The following is an 18,156-nucleotide window of genomic DNA, read 5'->3' on the forward strand; positions in this document are numbered from 1 at the left end:
GAGGAATCAGCCTGACTAATGTATTTGCGGAAGGTTACATTGCTTTAATCTATCCTTAACAGAATCATTTATGCAAAAATAACTGATGTTGAATCAAAGCTGAAAAATCTCAAACTTCAGCTTATGAAAAGGTTATTTCTGATCATTGTTATTGTCGCAGGCGTGGCAATTATCTCCGCTTCTCACTACTCTGAAAAACAAGCCAAACAAAATGCAAGTGGTCTACTGGTACCGCTACCCGAAGAGAAGAAGCCTGTTCCTGATTCTCCTGCTGCAGTCAATCCAAAAATTCAGATCGTATTTGCATTGGATGCCACCGGAAGTATGGCAGGTCTGATCGGTGCTGCAAAAGAGAAAATCTGGTCCATTGCCGGAAGTCTTGCACAGGCCGAACCGTCACCTGATATTGAAATGGGCCTCCTCTTTTATCGCGATAAAGGCGATGAATTCGTTACCAGGAAAATTCCAATGTCGAAAGACTTTGATTCTGTTTATGCGGAACTAATGAAAGTTGTAGCCGATGGTGGCGGCGATTCTCCCGAAAGTGTTAATCAGGCATTATTTGAATCGGTATCTCATTTCAAATGGGATACTGCCGGCTCTACCTATCGTACGGTGTTCCTAGTAGGTGATTGTCCCCCGCACATGAATTACCGCGATGATGTGAAATATCCTGTTAGCTGCAAGAATGCACTGAATAAGGATATTGTTTTGAACACCATTCTGATGGGTAACGATGCTGTCGCGAAGAGAATATGGAAAGAAATTGCCACCTGCAGCCAGGGAAATTTTTCCCAGGTAAATATGGATGCAAACGATTTTGAAATCAATACTCCTTTTGACTCCATTATTGCATTTATTTCGGATGGACTGGACGATACCAGGGTATATTATGGCAATGATGAGGAAAGATCTGCATCTGAAATAAAAAAATCAAAAAGCAGGGACATAAGTTATTCAGCCAAAGCGAGCGTTAAAGCCCGTCGCGCTGAATACAACTTCACCAAATCAGGGAAAACAACTTACTATGGGAGGAAAGAACTTATTGAAGACTTCAAAAACAAAAACATTACTCTGGAAAATATCAAAGCAGAAGAATTACCTGATGAGATGAAAAATCTTTCAGACGCTGAAAAGAAAGTCTTTATTGACAAAAAAATTGCCAAACGGGACAGTCTTCAAAAGGAACTTACTCATTATTCAAAGCTTCGCCAGGAATATATCGTAAAAGATCTCAAAACGAAAGGATCCGGCAAAGTCGATAGTTCTTTTTCAAACCAGATTTTCAAAAGCATTCAAAAGCAAACAGAGAAGAAGAAAATCAGGTTGAATGGTGAGGCGAAATACTGATCAGAAACCGATGATAGCTCAATAAGGTCGGAAGGCATCGATTGATACGAATAATCAGTTGACGCGCTCCGATTTTACATCACCGGAATATTTGCTGTCGACAACAAGTAATAAATAAGATTGTGAAATAAAACTCTGCTTTTCGCCTTTTGTGAGAGAATATTTTAAAAGAATTTCGTTTCCGGTTTTGGACAGGTCATCTGCACTGATTGATATCGTTGAATCAGATTTGGATGGAATAACCGCAATGACAAACTGATTTGCAAAATCGATCGGAGTAGGCTTGCCTCCGGAACCCATGGTAGTTGCCATTCCGAAAATTGAATTGAATTCCGCTTCTGTAGTGATTTTCGGATTGGCGAGCTCACCGGTAAATGTACTCTTTACGAAATAGTTTTGCGCTATGGTAAAGGGAATATTTTCCGTTGGAGATCCTGCATCTTTTACTTTTGTTTTCTCTGCATTCCTGTTTTCTGAACCGGCACATGCAGCGAGGAAAATGGTAATTATCGCAACGAAAAAGGTCTGAATTGTTTTCATTTTAATGACTGTTGACATGTATATAAATGGTGGTTTTTTGAAGATATGATAGTCCGCTCAATTTCTGGCAAATACCGCAGGTAGCCGGGTATGGTGAAAATTAAACCAGATCAGAAGCAACATGAATGACCTGCCTCTTGTCTGAACCTGCAAATCAACCCTGATGCGATTTACGCTGATTGTCGCAATCCTTATTTTTCTATGTGGCTTTACACATGCTCAAACTAAAGCAGAATCCAAATTCGGGGCTTCTCTGAAACTATATCTGTCTTCTAACGTCAAAGACAAACGTTTCATTACCAGTGTAAACGGGCAGGATTATATTGCTGTCTTTATTGAATTGCAGGAAGGAGCAGATTATCAATCGATCGGTAAAACAGGTATCCGGATCAGGACACAGACGGGAAGCATTTCGACAGCAGATATTCCATTGGCTCACATCATGGCTATCGCTGAAAACCCGGCGATCAGAAAGATTGAACTACCCCTGCTGTTTTCGAAGACGGACACGCTCATGAAAAAGCTGGTTACTGTAGATCGGATTCATAAGGGAGATCAGCCGCTGGGGAGGTCTTTCACCGGTAAGAATACGTTAATCGGAGTACTCGATGACGGTATTGATTTTACGCATCCCGATTTTTATGACAGTGCAGGAAATCTAAGAATCAAATCAATCTGGAATATGGACTATGCCGGAGTTGCTCCTGCTGGTTTTAATTATGGACACGAGTGGGTAAAGGATTCTCTTCAACATTATGCAATTAAAATTGCAAATAAGTCATTGCCTCATTATGAGATTCAAAAAATGTTTGGAGGGGCCTTTCATGGTACCTCTGTAACAGGATTGGCTGCCGGCAAAAACGGCATTGCCACTGGAGCAGATATCGTGGTTGTTTCTTTGTTCACATTTGCTGATACGGTGCTTCGTTCAGACAGGGTAATCGATGGGATTGCCTATATCTATTCAAAAGCGAAAGAAGCCGGGAAGAAATGTGTAGTTAACCTGAGTTTCGGCGTACAGGATGGAGCACCGCATGACGGAAATTCGATGGTGGAAAGAGCGATTGACGCATTCTGTGAAAAAAAACCGGATATTCTTGTCAGTGTCTCCGCAGGTAATAATGGAAATTCCTGGAAACATTGGTCAGCAAAGCCTGTACATAAAGACTCCAGTTTTGGTTTTTTCAGATGTGCCTATGAAGGCAAAATGTACTTTTCAATACCTAATAAATATTCGGATAGTCTTAGAGTCTCGCTTACCGATTCAAAATTGAAAAATCTCAGCGACCCGAATATTGACAGAGATTCAATACTTGGACAAACACCTTATTTCAAAATTTCTGACCTTATCAAACAGCTGACACCGGCAAGTTATACAACGCATTTTAAAAACGGGGTTGGTTCTTCCCGGATTACTTTTTCGGCGGCACATGCAAATTCGGATTATGATGAACTCATCGTTAAAGTGGAAGAGTTCAGTTCAGGATCTTCAGGATTACCCTTTGATGATCATCTTTATAGGTTTATTTTTAAAGGCAAAGGTGAACTTCATGGATGGATGCCCTTTATGAATCTACATCCCATTTATTTCTTTGGAAATAACCCTTACCCAAATGAATCAACTTATATCACCACGGATAATTCCTTTACAACTAATATTCCTTCACACGCTTTTACAGTGTTGTCAAGTGGTGCATATAATGCGAGAGACTGTTATTATAGCCCGATTCATAACGATGTGGTAAGAACTTATCCGGGTTGCCAGCTCACTTATTTTACGAGTCATGGTCCGACGCAGGATGGGAGGATCAAACCCGATATCATATCCCCTGGTGAAAATATAATTACCAGCAGGAGCAGATTTGATGATTTTCTCGGACATCATTTTATTATTGATTCATCGACGCAGGCTTTCACCGGAACCAGCGCATCAAGCCCGATAACTGCTGGAATTGTTGCGTTGTTATGGGAATATAATCCAGAGTATTCGAGAGAAGACATTATACACCGTATAAAATCGACGGCTTACGGAGATGCGTATACGCAAACAACAGGCGCATTGCCAAACAATATATCCGGCTGGGGAAAAATCGATGCTTTTAAAGCGATGACTGATTCATCTACCGATATGCAGAAAGTCTGCAGTATCCGTGAGATTTGCCAGGAACGGTATATCGAGCCCCCACCCAATCCAATGCAGCCGGATTTCTTTTACATGAAATTCTATCCGAACCCCGTCAGTGGTACGGTATATATCAACTACCGTTCTTCAGTAATTTTTAATCTTGTAATATACAGCAGTACCGGTCAGCGGATGATGCAGATACCTGTTATGCCTGATCTGCGTGGCGTTACTAAAACCATTGACCTCTCCAGGCTGGCCTCGGGGATCTATTTCGTACGGGCCGTTGGCGATGGAATCAGCGTGACGAAGAAAATAATGGTGACGAGGTAGACGGCCTCATAGGAATCATAGCATCATTTGCGCTGCGAGTCCCGAAGTTTGTTTTAATAGTACTCGTTTGATTAAATAAATGGAACCAGCTTTCATATAAGCGGAGACTCGCCTTTGGCGATGAGTAATAGCTGAACTTTCATCTCCGTTGTGCTCAAGGCTCGTCTCGCTGCTGCATTTGATCCGGCTGGCAAATAATCAAAGCGGTCAAATAAAACCTTTGCAGCAGACTCGCCGTAAAGATGTTGCGATTTTGCAGCGGACTCCCGTAGCTATGACGCTCTCCCTACCGCCTCTTCTGCCATGGATTTTGCAATCAGTTGCAAGTCATTTATTAATCAGCAGAAATATTCCCGCATAAAATTTCTTGCAAATCTCAGATTTTGTAAGTTACTTTGTAGTTCAAAGTACTTTTAATAAATCAGATATGAGTACGGTAACCTTGCAGAAATCCATCCGGCGCTGGCTCATCTTTTTTATTGTTGCTCTTATTTTAAGTGGGATTACTGCATCACCTATTGAAACAGAACTTCGGTGGGTTTGCTCCTGGTGGCCCGAAAATGACTCCTCATTTTATTTGTGGCTCTTGAAATGTTACAATGCAATTCGTGATATCAATCAGAAATATCCTTTCCTGGCATATGGGTACGACTGGCTCGCATTTGCACACATCGTCATTGCCATCGCATTTATCGGGCCTTTGAAAGATCCGGTGAAAAATATCTGGGTAATAGAATTCGGAAGTATCGCGTGTATACTGATCATTCCTTTAGCTCTGATCGCGGGAGAAGTCAGGGGCATTCCTATGTATTGGCGCATACTCGATTGCTCTTTTGGCATCATCGGAATTATACCCTTAACCATCTGTTATAATAAAACCAAAAAAATGGAGCTCCTTCAAAACGAGCAAAATAAGGCACTGAAAAAAACGCTTGCCCAACGCTTGAGCGTATAATTATTAATCGTGTAAAAAATAAGATTATGGTGATGAACAGGCTTGTAAACGACGACTCAATCCTCCTTGAAATATGGGGGACTACTGATATCACACTTTTTATTTTTGCTGGAGCTTCAGCTGAATTCGCATTGAACAAACAAGTCGACTGGCTGTTCTATACCGGAAAATTGCCTGCAGATCCAATTGGTCGGCTATTCTCGACCGTTAGCTATGCACAGCAGATTATTTTTTCGCACAGAGATAAGGCGCATCACGCGATCGGTAAAATCAATGCGATTCACGGATCGGTTGAAGCAAGCCGCGGAAGACAAATTCCTCCTGAAGCATACAAGGACGTATTGTACTTATTGATCCATTATTCCATCTCCGCCTACGAATTGCTCAAGAGAAAACTGACTACTGAAGAGAAAGATCAGATTGTCCGGCTATTCGGAATCATTGGTCAGCATATGCGGTTAACCAATATGTCTTCCACTTACGAAGAATGGAAATCATCTTATGAAACACATCTTGAAACTAACCTGGTGCTAAGTAGTCATACTCTTGAATTATTCAAACAGTATCGCAAACATTTGGGCCTTTTCAGGTATTTTTTACTTCGTGAGATACAAAAAGAATTGGTTAGCAAAAAAGTGGGAGGACTATTAAATTATAAACGCTCTGTGCCAGTAAGAATGGCTTTGCCAGTTTACCGCATCTTAAGAAGAACCCGTCTGCAGGATACACTTGTGAGGCTTTTGATACCAGATCGTTTCAAACCGGAAATAGATAAGATGATTCAGCGAAATGCAAATGGATAGCTGCAGGACGTTAACAATTTAAAAGATCAGATTCATGTACTTTATGCAGAGGATGATGGAAACTTTCTGCATATAAACATTAACACTGCCGAAGTCTGATAACCGACAACTGATAAAAAAATAAGATGGGAGAAACAAGTCATAAACTCACCCAACGCCTGTGGTTCGATAATGAAGCAGAAGCTGCTCCGAACTCTTATATCGAAATCTTTGCTGGAAAAAGGGCGCTATTACCCGCTATGGCAAAAAAGAATTTGAATATCATAAAAGACCCGGAGCATCGGTGATGCGCAGTTCCGGCTGCTTGATCAAACTTTCATAGCAATGGACAGCATTGCGCCACTCAAATTTGTTTTCTATGAAGCAGTAGCCATCACCATTAGTCGCGATAGTCAGCAAGAGATTGATTATTACTGGAATGCGCTCTCGAAAGACGGTGAAGAAGGACCATGCGGATGGCTAAAGGATTAGTTCGGCGTGTAATGGCAGGTGGAATCTGTTCGCCTTACAGATATGCTTCCTGGTCCGGACAAGGAAAAAAGTGAAACGGGTCACCAATTCATTTTTACAGATGAATAAATACGGTATTTCCGGCCCTGGAAAAAGCGTTCGCCCGATAATTGTAAATTTTGAAAAACAGCATTATCTTGATGTCAGAATTCCGGTTCGATCTCCTACGTCCATCCGGTTTCAGACGCGAAAATTTTCTCTGGGAAAATTGCGCCAGCACCAAATAGCCATATCCCCTGATCTCCACTCCAGTAGCATTCGATTAACTCCTTTGATTTAACCGTTCAGTTTTCGAATAGAATATCCTTGTGAACCACCTGTCCGAAAATATTTTTCGACAAATATGTGAACTGAATTATTTCATCAACCAAAGCCCGATCAATGAAAAAGTATATTTATACCGCTACCCTCTCCCTCCTGTTTTGTGGATTACTGACTTTTATCGGCTCTGTTATTGGTTTCGCATTCGGAAATACCATATTGTTTGCCGGCGCATTTGTTGGAGGCGCCATTGGAATATTCTCATCATTAGCGATTGCAGCAAAAGTGAAATTAATTGAACAGGAACATCGCCAGGTGTTATTTTTATCCGGACTGGTTTTTTTTAGTATTGCTGTTTTGTTCGCAGTAACCAACCTGGGCTCACCCGTTATTCCCTTACTGAGTCTGTTACTTGTGCCCGTAGGAATTGTCGCCGGGATGTATATTCTGGAAACAACTTCAAGAGAAGATAACCTGTTGAGATTTCTGATCAGTGCAATCGTAATCACGCCGGTTTGTTATTTCGTTATCGGGTCTATTGTGACTTCTGAATTAGGCATTGCCAATAGTTTTACTCTTATTGATTGGATCGAAAGATCGAGTATCAGGAAAAGCTATTTCAATTTCTTTTCACCCATGTTATTTATCGGAGGGATTGTTGTCGCAGTTGCTTTAAATCTTACCAACACACAGAAGAAATTTAATATTCCCTTTCTCAAGACAATCAATCTCAGGATTGCATCTCTGCCACAACTCATTCTCATCTCGATTTCAGTGTTGATGTTTACCGTTCTGACGGCCTATGTGGTGGTTGAAAAAATTCATCATTTTTAAATTACAAAGGATGAATATTCAATTCAGTTGAACAGGATTTCAAATTCGATTACAGGGGATTGGTTTTCCGGTTGGCTGAATTAAATTTCACAAGAAAAGAAAATCTGGTTTCGGTAAATTGCAAGTACATTTCACCCAGATTTGCCGATGAAAAATATGCTGAGCATCTCCGTAAAGTATACGAAGGACATGCCTGTGCTTTATAAAACATTCCACTTTATCCGTAATCATTTCTCTACTTTATTGGCACTGGGGTTAATTGCTGCTTTTGGTCGCGTTCTGCAATTAGGTGGATTTGGACAGATCAGTCCGGTCTTTAACAGCGTTCTTGAAGTTGTTATTCAGTCGTCCAGAATATTCTTATTTGTATTTGTACTTGGCGAATCAAATATTTGGAAAGGGTGGAACCAGATCCTGAGGTTTTTTACACAGAAAAAATCCCGCAAACTGCAGTTGCGATCCGCACTTACAACTTTTAAGCAGAAATGGTTGATCATTATTGTTAGTCTTTCAGGTTACAGCTTTTTTGCATTTCTGATGAATTACCTGATTGATGCAAGCGCCTATCAAACCTGTTTTTTATTGCACCTGAAAACGAACAATATACTGGAGACGACTGCTTCTGAGTGGTCAATGCTTCTTTTCCTTAAGAACATTTCCGTTATTCCTTTTACCATCATTTTTGAAACATTACTGATTCTCTGGTTGTCAAACAATACCAGATTTGCTTCTGCAGCAGGAATGAGTTGAATAGGCCATGTGGTTCTAAAGGGTTTATTAAATCTTCACCCAATTTTTTAGCGGGTATGATAATTGAGATCGGTTATCATATCATATGCCGTTGATTCCGCAACAACAGTTAACAGAAGAAGAACGCAAAAAGGGAATGAAGATTACCCTGTGGGAAGGACTTGCCACAGAGGTAATGAATACGATCACCGGAAGCTCCCTGGCCGGAAGTACTTTCCTTGTAGCAATGGCCATCCTTCTCAAAGCAACAAATTTCCAGATTGGTTTTCTGGCGGCCCTTCCAACGCTTACCAATATATTTCAATTGGTGTCCATCTGGCTTGTCAGAAAATACAACAACCGGCGGGCTGTATCTGTTATTTTTTCCATTCTTGCCAGGATTCCTCTTTTATCCATTGGGATTGTGATTGTGTTAACGGGAACAATGAATATCCTGTTGCTGGTATCATTGCTATTTGTCTATTATTTATGTGGATCGATTGCAGGCCCGAGCTGGAACTCATGGATGAAAGACCTGGTTCCGGAAAATATACTGGCCAGTTTCTTTGCAAAACGAAGCGGAAACAACCAGATGCTTAATGCAGGACTTGGATTAATGCTTGCTTTAGCATTGGATTTTACCCGAAGAAAATTTCCGGGAACTGAACTGAATACCTACGGCATCATGTACACTATTGCGGGAATCGTTGGTTTATTCGGAGTAATACTTTTGTCGAAAGTGCCCGAGCCACAATCTGTACTTGCGCGTGAAAATATTTTTAAACTGTTCAAAAGACCGCTGAAAGATGGAAATTTCAAAAGGCTGATGGTCTTTAACTCCCTTTGGGTTTTCGCCATGAATATTGCAATGCCATTTTTTACAGTATTTCTTATGAAATCAATGGGTTTATCGATTTCATATGTACTCGGACTAACAATCATCAGTCAGCTCAGTGGAATAATTACAATTCGTCTATGGGGAAAATTCGCAGATAGATATTCGAATAAAACCATCATTGCGATCAATGCGCCGCTTTATATTATCGTTCTTATCGCCTGGTGCTTTGTTGGAATTTATTCGCAACTCTATGCCAACCTTATTCTGCTGGTTATCATTCACATCATAACCGGTGTTGCCACCGGTGGCATAAATTTGTCCCTTACCAATATCGGACTCAAACTTGCTCCGGCTAATTTTTCCATAGTGTATTTATCAGTAAAGAATATCATCACTTCATTCTTTTCTGCACTTGGTCCGCTGGTGGGTGGTATACTGGCTGATTATTTTGAAAAACGTTCTTTATCTATCAATGCGCAATGGATCGGTCCGAAATTCAACAAAGTATTACATGTAGTTTCACTTCATGAATGGAATTTTCTTTTCCTGATCGGTGCGTTCGTCGCGTTTATTGCTCTCGAGTTTCTAGTTGCCGTGAAAGAAACCGGTGAAGTAGAAAAAGATGTGGTAATGAAAGTAATGCGCAGCTCTATCAAAAATAGTCTGAAGGAAAAATATATCCTCGGGCAGCTCATCACCTTGCATGACCACATCTGGGGAAAAATCCGAAGAAATGAGCATCATGAAAAAGCCAGTTTGCCCAAAAATTCATCTGGCAAGAGCTGACAGTTTTATGCCATCCCCGGCAACTTAAATCCTTCAGCTTTCAACCGATCAATCAATAGCTGCTGAACAACAGATTTGTATTCGTTAAAATGTTCTGACTTCACCCAGCCGTTCATCATCACTTTATATCCATCTGCCTCCATCGATGTTATTTCCATTTTAGGTTCGGGTAATTTTGAAATTTCGGGTACTGATCTGAAAACATCTTTCACAATATTCTCAAGTTTTACCGGATCCTGCCCGAAATTCAGTTTCATTTCGATATCTATTCTGCGGGTGCCCGTTCTGTTGAGATTTACTATAAGTTCATTTGATAGTTTGCTGTTAGGGATGATGACTGTTCTGTTATCAGCTGTGATGATTTCCGTATAGAATATTTTGATGGCAGTTACTTCTCCGGTTTGTCCCTGAGCGATAATGGTATCGCCTATCTCAAATGGTCGGAGAACAAGAATCAATATTCCGGAAGTGAAATTCTGCATTGTACCTGATAGCGCCAGGCCCGCTGCAACACCAATTGCTCCAATCAATGCAGCAAAGATTGTCATGCGCATACCTACCGTCTGTAGTACTGCCAATCCAAGGAAAATATACAAAACTGTTGATACCAAACTGACTATAAAAGGCCTGAAATTAGAATCGACTCTTCTTTTCAGGAACCTGTTATGGAACCATTTCCTGATCAGCCGGATAACCCATAATCCAATAAGCAGTAGTATAATGGCCAAAGCGATCCTGGGTCCGTACTCCAGTATCCATTGATATAGCTTATCCATCCACATTTTCATGTTCATAGCGGAAATTCATTTTTTATTTAAGAAGTATTCATTTCGGGAAAAAAATTCCACATCCGCGGAATTGATGTTCTGCAGGCAATCGTTGTGTGGTTTGTTTTGTTACCCGATTGAAAATATTTTTACCAGGTACATAACTATCGCCCAATCTGGTTCAAAAACTATTCCTGAGCAGGTACTTCTATTTTTTAAACAGGAAGACAGTAAGGAGGGAAGAATAAAATCAGATATTTATGCAGGATAAAAGAGCACCCGATGCGGATTCCAACATCTTCAGCAAAATTTTTGCTCCCCATTTTGAGTTGTTTTTGTTTTCTGCTGCATACAGATCTGCATGCGCAGGGGAAACGCATTCCACTACCGGAACCACTAAATGATCAGCTGTATGAATATTCCGGGCTAGGCATCTATAAATCAAAATTGATCCTGCTACAGCAATATCCTGCAACCACATTACCAGGAATTGACACCTCGTACATTGGTGAGATATTAGATGGAAAATCGTTAACCGCAACTATTCATTACTGGAAACTGATCTATCTGGAACAGATAAAAAGCAGGTTGCCTTACTACCAGGGGTTCGAAGCTGTGACTGTAGTCGATAATGACATTTTTCTGTCAATCGAGACATTGGATGAAGACAGAAACTGTTACCTGGTTCGTGGAAACATCAACGATAGTTCAATCATTCTTGACACGGCAACCATATTAGCTTTGCCTAAACTCAGAAAGAAACAGGGCGATTCAACAATCACTATTCATAATATCGGCTTCGAGAGTATGGCATGGTTGCCAAAGCAAAAACGTTTACTGCTGCTTTTTGAATACAATCGCTACCCAGGAAAATCAACCGGATATATAATTGACAGACATCTGAAAAAGCGAAAACGAATCGATGTTGATCCTATTGATTTCAGAATAACGGATTTGTTTAACGATGGCAAGCGGACCTATGGAATCAACTATTATTATCAGGGCGAGTTCGGGTTATTTGAACCTCAGGAAAAAATAAAAAAAGGTGATGGATTTGCTGATTGGAGGACAGATTGCTTTTCTCGAATTGTTGTATTAGATGTGAGAAAGAAACAAGTAAGTTTTAATGTGATAAGAGATATTTCGTTTGAAAACGACAATTGGGAAGGAATAATGCGGTTCAGAAACGGAGTTCTGTTGGTTACTGACCGTCATCCCGAATCAAAGCTGGAATGGCACCTATTAGTTCCATGAGCCTGACAAATCACTTTTCCACTCGGATAATTGAAATATTATATCTGTTTTTTATCTGACCTGACAGGCAATTTAGTTTACGATTGCTTTCCTTATTTGAATAAATTACAAAAACTAAAATCCTGTCAAAAATGGGGATAGCATCGGTAATGTTAGGTGTATTGTTTTATTTGCATCCTTCAGATACTTCCATTAATAACTTTCAACCGCCAGCATTTACAGACAGTTTGCGCATCAAACGTATATCGTCTGCGTTCTCTGTTATTGACGATATGTATCGCAGGGAAGTAGATGAAGAAAAAATCCCTGGCTTTGCTTATGGTTTAGTGGTCGATGGGAAACTTATACATACCGGAACGTTTGGTACCAATAACCAGCAGACAAAAACAGCGGTAACAACCAACTCTGTTTTTCGCATTGCTTCTATGAGTAAAAGTTTTGCAGGGCTCGCTATAATCAAACTTCGTGATGCTGGAAAACTTCGTTTGGACGATCCTGTGACTAAATTCATTCCTGAATTGTCAAATCAAAACTGGTTGACTTCTGATGCGCCTCCGGTAACCATCAGAAATCTCCTTTCACATACTGCCGGTTTTCCGGAAGACAATCCCTGGGGTGACAGGCAATTGCAGGATTCAGATAAAGAGCTTTCGGACTTTATAAGCAAAGGATTAAGTCTTTCAAATATTCCGTCACAATCTTATGAGTACAGTAATCTTGGTTTTGCGATGCTGGGAAAAATCATCACCAATGCATCCGGCAGGCATTATGAAGAATATATCAATGACGAAATTCTTAAGCCATTGGGCATGAATAATACCTGGTGGGAATATAGTAAAGTTCCTGGTGATCAGTTGGTACATGGATACCGGTTAGTGAACAATGTATGGCAGGAAGAAGAAATGCTTCATAGCGGATCTTACGGAATCATGGGGGGGATGCTTACTTCGATTGAGGATTTTGCAAAGTATATGAGTTTACACATCTCGGCATGGCCTCCCCGGACAGATGCTGATGATGGTTTCGTTCGCAGAAGTTCAGTCAGAGAGATGCATGCACCCGGCCCGATCAGTAACCTCCATGCCTATGCGAAGAAGATGAATGGTATACCTTGCCCGCGCATAAGCTCCTACAATTTCGGACTCGGCTGGTCAAAGGATTGTAATGGAAAAGAATTGATCGGACATAGCGGAGGATTGCCCGGGTTTGGTTCTCACTGGACTTTTCTTCCACATTATGGCATTGGCATAGTATCATTCAGCAGTCTTACTTATGCGGCAACTTCAGGCCTTAATCTTGCGATAATTGATACGATTATTTCGATTGCAGATTTGCAGCCCAGGAAACTTCCATCTTCATCTATTCTTGAAAAACGAAAAGAACAACTCGTAACATTTCTGCCTGAGTGGAAGAATGCAGAAAAGAGCAGCATTTTCGCAGAGAATTTTTTCGCCGACTATTTTATTGATACACTCAGAAAAGAGGCTGCACAATTATTTAAGAAATCAGGAAAGATTCTTAGTGTCACCAAAATGATTCCGGATAATCAACTACGAGGAAATTTCATACTTGAAGGTGAGAATGCTGACCTCATGGTTCGCTTCACTTTATCACCTGAGGCTGATCCTAAAATTCAGGAATACCATATCTGGGAAAAACCACAGAACAACGCGAACTATAACAAGTATAAACTGAAGACAATCAACGAGCCTGCGGAGTATCTTACCATGGTTGAGAAGGATCCATCACAGGAACTGGTTGCTCTCGACAAGTACATTCCTACAATTGCGCTGGATATTCGTTACGCCACTTCAAAAAACCTGATGAAGGAACCAGTGTACAATATCGCAGCGGCATATTTACGCAAACCTGCAGCTGAAGCTCTGAAAAAAGTACAGGCGGAATTGAAAAAGAAAGGACTCGGATTAAAAATTTATGATGCTTACAGACCTTACAGTGTCACGGTAAAATTTTATGAGACATTTCGAGATACTGTTTTTGTTGCATCTCCTTACTCGGGCTCGCGACATAACCGCGGATGCGCAGTCGATCTCACGATTATCGATCTTAAATCGGGTAAAGAACTTGAAATGCCAACAGCATGGGATGCATTTGAAAACCGCGCAGCGGCAAATTATCCCGGATTACCAGCAACTCAATTTAAAAATCGTGAGCTGTTGAAAAAACTAATGACTGAAAATGGTTTTGATATCTATCCGGATGAATGGTGGCATTTTGATTTCTCCGGATGGAGAGCTTACCCGGTGATGGATATTCCTTTTTCTAAGCTGGTTAGGCAAAAGTAAGCAGGCAATAAGATTTTACCGATAATAGTGGAAAGTTGCTCTCAGTATTGCTCAGGCTGATTGGTGAAATCTCAGAGTTTGCGGCCGGCTGTTCCTATTGCCTGCGACTATTACCTACCTGGCTGTTCCCTTTTACCTCCTTACTTTTCCCTTTTGCCTATTTCAACGCTCTCAACATTTCTCTCTTTCCGGGAGCTCCTTTTAATTTTTCAACAGTAAAGCCTGCAGCAGTCAACGCTCTTCTAACATCGCCCTTGCTACTGTATGTTACCAGCACAGCATGTTCATTGGACGCATTGTAAATTTTTCGAAATACGCTTTCAGTCCATAGCTGGGGTTGATGCACAGGATCGAATGCATCGAAATAAATCAAATCAAAATTATTATTCAGTTCAGCTTCAATAATATCCTCATTTCGTTTTTTGAGTTCGAAATTTTTTCCAAATACGCGCACCCTCCCCCAGTCTGCCTTATGCATCTCATTGAAAACTGAGGTGCAGCTCTTCAGGTTATCTAACGAACAATAGTTTAGTTGCTCAACGAGTTCCAGTTTCAATGGAAATAGTTCAAAGGCTTCGTAGCAGATGGAAAGGCTTTTTTCAACACTATACCTGTACGTTAGCAATGCATTTAATCCTGTACCAAAACCCAATTCTAAAATGCTGATTGAAGTTTTGGTTTTTGCCAGAAAATCCAATCCTGCATTGATAAACACATGCATAGATTCACTGATCGCTCCATGAACTGAGTGATAGGTTACACCCGATCCGGTATTCCTGATTGTGATGGAACCATCTCCTGTTTGTTCGATCGTCTGCATTGAATTACTATATGAATGTTGTTGCGCAAATTACGATCTGGAATTTTATCTATGTATGTAAGAAAGCAGAGATCGGTCATGACAAAATTTTCAGTAAGTTTAAACTTCATCAACCCGCCATAATGAAAAGTGCAAGTTCCGCATCCCGCTGGTACCGAATGATCCCCATGGCATTTATCACCTATAGCCTCGCTTATCTTGATCGAGCGAATTTTGGTTTTGGTGCCGCTGGCGGCATGGCAACGGACCTCCATATCACATCGGCAGTTTCATCTTTACTCAGTTCGCTATTCTTCCTCGGTTATTTTTTCTTCCAGATTCCAGGAGCTTCATTTGCATCAAACAGGAGCGCAAAAAAGCTGATCTTCTGGTCGCTTATTGGTTGGGGCGCACTGGCTACCGCAACTGGCCTCACTTCAAACATAACCCTGTTGATCGTTATCCGGTTTATGCTGGGAGTAGTTGAGAGCGCTGTATTTCCTGCAATGCTAATTCTGCTCAGCCGGTGGTTTACAAAAAACGAGCGATCGCGTGCAAATACTTTTCTTATTCTTGGCAACCCGGTCACTATTCTATGGATGTCCGTCCTGTCCGGCTATCTCATTAAGTCCGTGGGATGGCGCGGTATGTTCATTCTGGAGGGAATACCTGCTGTCATCTGGGCATTTTTCTGGTGGCGATGGATCGATGACGATCCTAAAAATGCAAAGTGGCTTCCTGCCGATGAAAAAGAAACTCTGCTGAATCAACTGGCAAAAGAGCAGCAAGCCATCAAACCTGTCAAAAATTATCTTGAAGCATTCAAATCAAAGACTGTGATCCTGCTGAGTTTACAGTACGCACTCTGGAGCATCGGCGTTTATGGTTTTGTGATGTGGCTCCCGACAATTATTAAGTCGGCACCCAACATGGACATTGTTACCACTGGTTGGTTAAGTGCAGTTCCGTATGTCTTTGCTGTGTTATCCATGCTTTGTACCGCGTACTTCTCAGATAAACTACAACTAAGAAAAATATTCGTCTGGCCATTACTGGCCATTGGCGCTATCGCGTTTTATCTCTCCTATCTGCTCGGTGCACAAAGCTTCTGGGTTTCCTTTGTTTTGCTCGTGATCGCTGGCGCCAGTATGTATGCCCCTTATGGACCATTTTTCGCTATCATCACCGAAATACTCCCCAAAAATGTGGCCGGTGTTTCTATGGCTTTGATCAACAGTTTCGGTGCACTCGGCTCCTTTATCGGGGCTTACCTGGTCGGATATCTCAATGGATTGAAAGGCGATTTTGGGGCTTCCTATCTCTTTATGTCGGGATCATTATTCCTGAGCGCGATCATCACCATTATCGCTATACGAAAACAAACACCAGTGAGGTGAAAGTTCAAGGTTAAAAGTTTAAAGTTCAACGTTACAGGTTAAAAGTAAAATGCTGCGCAGGAACATACATGCGGAAAGGCAACGAAATATATTTTTAGGTAAGCTGGACTTCCTGTCTGTTTTACAAATCCTGATGGATATTGAATTACAAAAGAATTTTGATGCCAGTGCATGCATCGATGTAAAAGTCAAAAGGTGAAACCCGTTGAATCTGGTTGGCTTCCGCGTCAGATTTATACTTTGAATTCTTTAATCTACATTTCCGGAAATCACACCTCTTCAACGAACAAAGATGAACGAAAAACCTGCCTTTGCCGGCAGGCAGGCGAAACACTCTCCCCGCCATCACTTAATCAGCAAGCCCTAAGTAATACATTTTGACATCAGGCCTATGCAGGAACGCTGCTGACCGATCCCGGTTTCCTTTTCAGTATCAATGCGACTATCAGTGAGATCAGCAAACCAACGGGTAATATTTCCATATACGAAAATCCCAGGCGTATCAAAGGATTTTTATACATTTCACCAAAGGATTTCATTTCGGTGACCTGTTTGTCGATGGTGGCCTGGTCAGTACCGGAAGTCTTCAAATCTTCAATTGTTTTTTCGGTATATTTTTCCATATAGTCCGGTACAAAATAATGGAAACTCAGTTCCCAGGTGAGAACATATATCGTTGATGCGATCAGGGTTATCAATAGTCCGATCCTGAATGCTTTTCCGAAACTGATGGTTCCGTCGAGATGTTTATCACGATATGCTTTGACCGCAACAAATATCATGGAGAATGCCAGCACCATCGAGGCGTAGCCCAGGAACATGCCATTCTCTATCCTTTCATGACCAATTATTGCTGTTGCCACAAACAACCAGCCGCCAACGATCAATCCTGCAATAATTCCGTAAACCCAGATAATTCTTTTCATAAATTTTAATTTTACGGAAATCTAGAATGACTTCAATAAAAATCCCTCATACTAAAGTACGGTTTTGACTTTCTCCCCTTAAAATTCCTACCAAAGAATGAGATTTCAGGCAATCAGCCTAAGGGCTTTTGCTTTTTCAATGGCTTGTGTACGTCTCTTTACATCAAGTTTTTCGAACAGACTGGAGCTATGCGTTTTTATGGTGCTGAGTGATAAAAAGAGCTTCTCAGCAATTTCCTGGTTGCTCAAACCACCAGCCATAAGTTCGAGCACTTCCAGTTCGCGTTTCGAGATATTCAGTTTTGCCAGTTCTTTTTCGTTTTGCTTGAACGGAATCTCTTCACGCACAATTACTGTTTTTTCCTGGATAACAGTTTTAATTTTCGGGCGGGTCAGTTTTGCAGCGATCCAGATGCCGAGACAGGTAAACAGCAGAGCGATCAGACCGAGGTAAATTTCCATGTAATGATCCATGATCACCACTTTCCATTCCAGCCACCGCAGGATCACCAATAGCAATGCCAGTGAGCAGCCGTAAAGAATGATCAGTTTATATTTTTTAAGAAATGTAGCCATCGGACGCTAAGGCAAAATAATCAATATTCGTTTTTACGAAAAATGCTTAAGCAATTCTCCAATGGTTAAC

The 18,156-nt window shown here is 41.1% G+C and carries 17 protein-coding genes; 12 read left to right on the plus strand and 5 right to left on the minus strand.

Annotated features, from left to right (window positions below; translation table 11 throughout):
• The first annotated feature begins 123 nt into the window (after positions 1–123).
• On the plus strand, positions 124–1,350 hold the full coding sequence (locus P2W82_RS03855) for a vWA domain-containing protein (protein ID WP_336514519.1): 1,227 nt from the start codon (positions 124–126) through the stop codon (positions 1,348–1,350).
• 54 nt (positions 1,351–1,404) lie between these two features.
• On the opposite strand, the gene P2W82_RS03860 is transcribed toward P2W82_RS03855, so the two are convergent.
• Positions 1,405–1,890, minus strand: coding sequence for a hypothetical protein (locus tag P2W82_RS03860; protein WP_336514520.1), 486 nt, complete (start codon positions 1,888–1,890; stop codon positions 1,405–1,407).
• A 163-nt stretch (positions 1,891–2,053) separates the two neighbouring features.
• Here P2W82_RS03860 and P2W82_RS03865 point away from each other — a divergent pair, with 163 nt between their 5' ends.
• From P2W82_RS03865 to P2W82_RS03900, 8 genes are all read left to right on the plus strand, one after another.
• Positions 2,054–4,345 carry a S8/S53 family peptidase gene (locus tag P2W82_RS03865; protein WP_336514521.1) on the plus strand — a complete coding sequence of 764 codons (2,292 nt, stop codon included), beginning with the start codon at positions 2,054–2,056 and terminating at the stop codon, positions 4,343–4,345.
• Between the two features lie 427 nt (positions 4,346–4,772).
• Positions 4,773–5,300 carry a hypothetical protein gene (locus tag P2W82_RS03870; RefSeq protein WP_336514522.1) on the plus strand — a complete coding sequence of 176 codons (528 nt, stop codon included), beginning with the start codon at positions 4,773–4,775 and terminating at the stop codon, positions 5,298–5,300.
• 26 nt (positions 5,301–5,326) lie between these two features.
• Positions 5,327–6,103, plus strand: coding sequence for an oxygenase MpaB family protein (locus P2W82_RS03875; RefSeq protein WP_336514523.1), 777 nt, complete (start codon positions 5,327–5,329; stop codon positions 6,101–6,103).
• 125 nt (positions 6,104–6,228) lie between these two features.
• Positions 6,229–6,390: a hypothetical protein gene (locus P2W82_RS03880; protein ID WP_336514524.1), complete on the plus strand. Its 162-nt coding sequence runs from the start codon at positions 6,229–6,231 to the stop codon at positions 6,388–6,390.
• 37 nt (positions 6,391–6,427) lie between these two features.
• Positions 6,428–6,574 carry a VOC family protein gene (locus tag P2W82_RS03885; protein WP_336514525.1) on the plus strand — a complete coding sequence of 49 codons (147 nt, stop codon included), beginning with the start codon at positions 6,428–6,430 and terminating at the stop codon, positions 6,572–6,574.
• 420 nt (positions 6,575–6,994) lie between these two features.
• Positions 6,995–7,708 carry a hypothetical protein gene (locus P2W82_RS03890; RefSeq protein ID WP_336514526.1) on the plus strand — a complete coding sequence of 238 codons (714 nt, stop codon included), beginning with the start codon at positions 6,995–6,997 and terminating at the stop codon, positions 7,706–7,708.
• Between the two features lie 156 nt (positions 7,709–7,864).
• A complete protein-coding gene (locus P2W82_RS03895; protein ID WP_336514527.1) occupies positions 7,865–8,458 on the plus strand; it encodes a hypothetical protein in 594 nt (197 codons plus the stop codon).
• 85 nt (positions 8,459–8,543) lie between these two features.
• Positions 8,544–10,061 carry an MFS transporter gene (locus tag P2W82_RS03900; protein WP_336514528.1) on the plus strand — a complete coding sequence of 506 codons (1,518 nt, stop codon included), beginning with the start codon at positions 8,544–8,546 and terminating at the stop codon, positions 10,059–10,061.
• A gap of 5 nt (positions 10,062–10,066) precedes the next feature.
• Here the strand turns inward: P2W82_RS03900 and P2W82_RS03905 are convergent, their stop codons facing one another.
• Complete coding sequence (locus P2W82_RS03905; RefSeq protein WP_336514529.1) at positions 10,067–10,855, minus strand: mechanosensitive ion channel family protein; 789 nt, start codon at positions 10,853–10,855, stop codon at positions 10,067–10,069.
• Between the two features lie 255 nt (positions 10,856–11,110).
• On the opposite strand from P2W82_RS03905, the gene P2W82_RS03910 reads away from it, so the two are divergent.
• Complete coding sequence (locus P2W82_RS03910) at positions 11,111–12,082, plus strand: hypothetical protein (RefSeq protein WP_336514530.1); 972 nt, start codon at positions 11,111–11,113, stop codon at positions 12,080–12,082.
• Between the two features lie 131 nt (positions 12,083–12,213).
• Positions 12,214–14,388, plus strand: a complete 2,175-nt coding sequence (locus P2W82_RS03915) for a serine hydrolase (RefSeq protein WP_336514531.1) — start codon at positions 12,214–12,216, stop codon at positions 14,386–14,388.
• A gap of 157 nt (positions 14,389–14,545) precedes the next feature.
• On the opposite strand, the gene mnmC2 is transcribed toward P2W82_RS03915, so the two are convergent.
• Positions 14,546–15,208: a tRNA (5-methylaminomethyl-2-thiouridine)(34)-methyltransferase MnmC2 gene (gene mnmC2 / locus P2W82_RS03920; RefSeq protein ID WP_336514532.1), complete on the minus strand. Its 663-nt coding sequence runs from the start codon at positions 15,206–15,208 to the stop codon at positions 14,546–14,548.
• 122 nt (positions 15,209–15,330) lie between these two features.
• Between mnmC2 and P2W82_RS03925 the strand changes: the two genes are divergently transcribed.
• A complete protein-coding gene (locus tag P2W82_RS03925) occupies positions 15,331–16,584 on the plus strand; it encodes an MFS transporter (RefSeq protein WP_336514533.1) in 1,254 nt (417 codons plus the stop codon).
• A 389-nt stretch (positions 16,585–16,973) separates the two neighbouring features.
• Here the strand turns inward: P2W82_RS03925 and P2W82_RS03930 are convergent, their stop codons facing one another.
• The gene (locus tag P2W82_RS03930) at positions 16,974–17,510 is read right to left on the minus strand and encodes a DUF4199 domain-containing protein (protein WP_336514534.1); all 537 of its coding nucleotides are present in this window, start codon (positions 17,508–17,510) and stop codon (positions 16,974–16,976) included.
• Between the two features lie 105 nt (positions 17,511–17,615).
• A complete protein-coding gene (locus P2W82_RS03935) occupies positions 17,616–18,086 on the minus strand; it encodes a response regulator transcription factor (RefSeq protein ID WP_336514535.1) in 471 nt (156 codons plus the stop codon).
• Positions 18,087–18,156: the final 70 nt, after the last annotated feature.

The organism is Pollutibacter soli (genome assembly GCA_029269725.1).
In the GTDB taxonomy this organism is placed as follows: domain Bacteria; phylum Bacteroidota; class Bacteroidia; order Chitinophagales; family Chitinophagaceae; genus Pollutibacter; species Pollutibacter soli.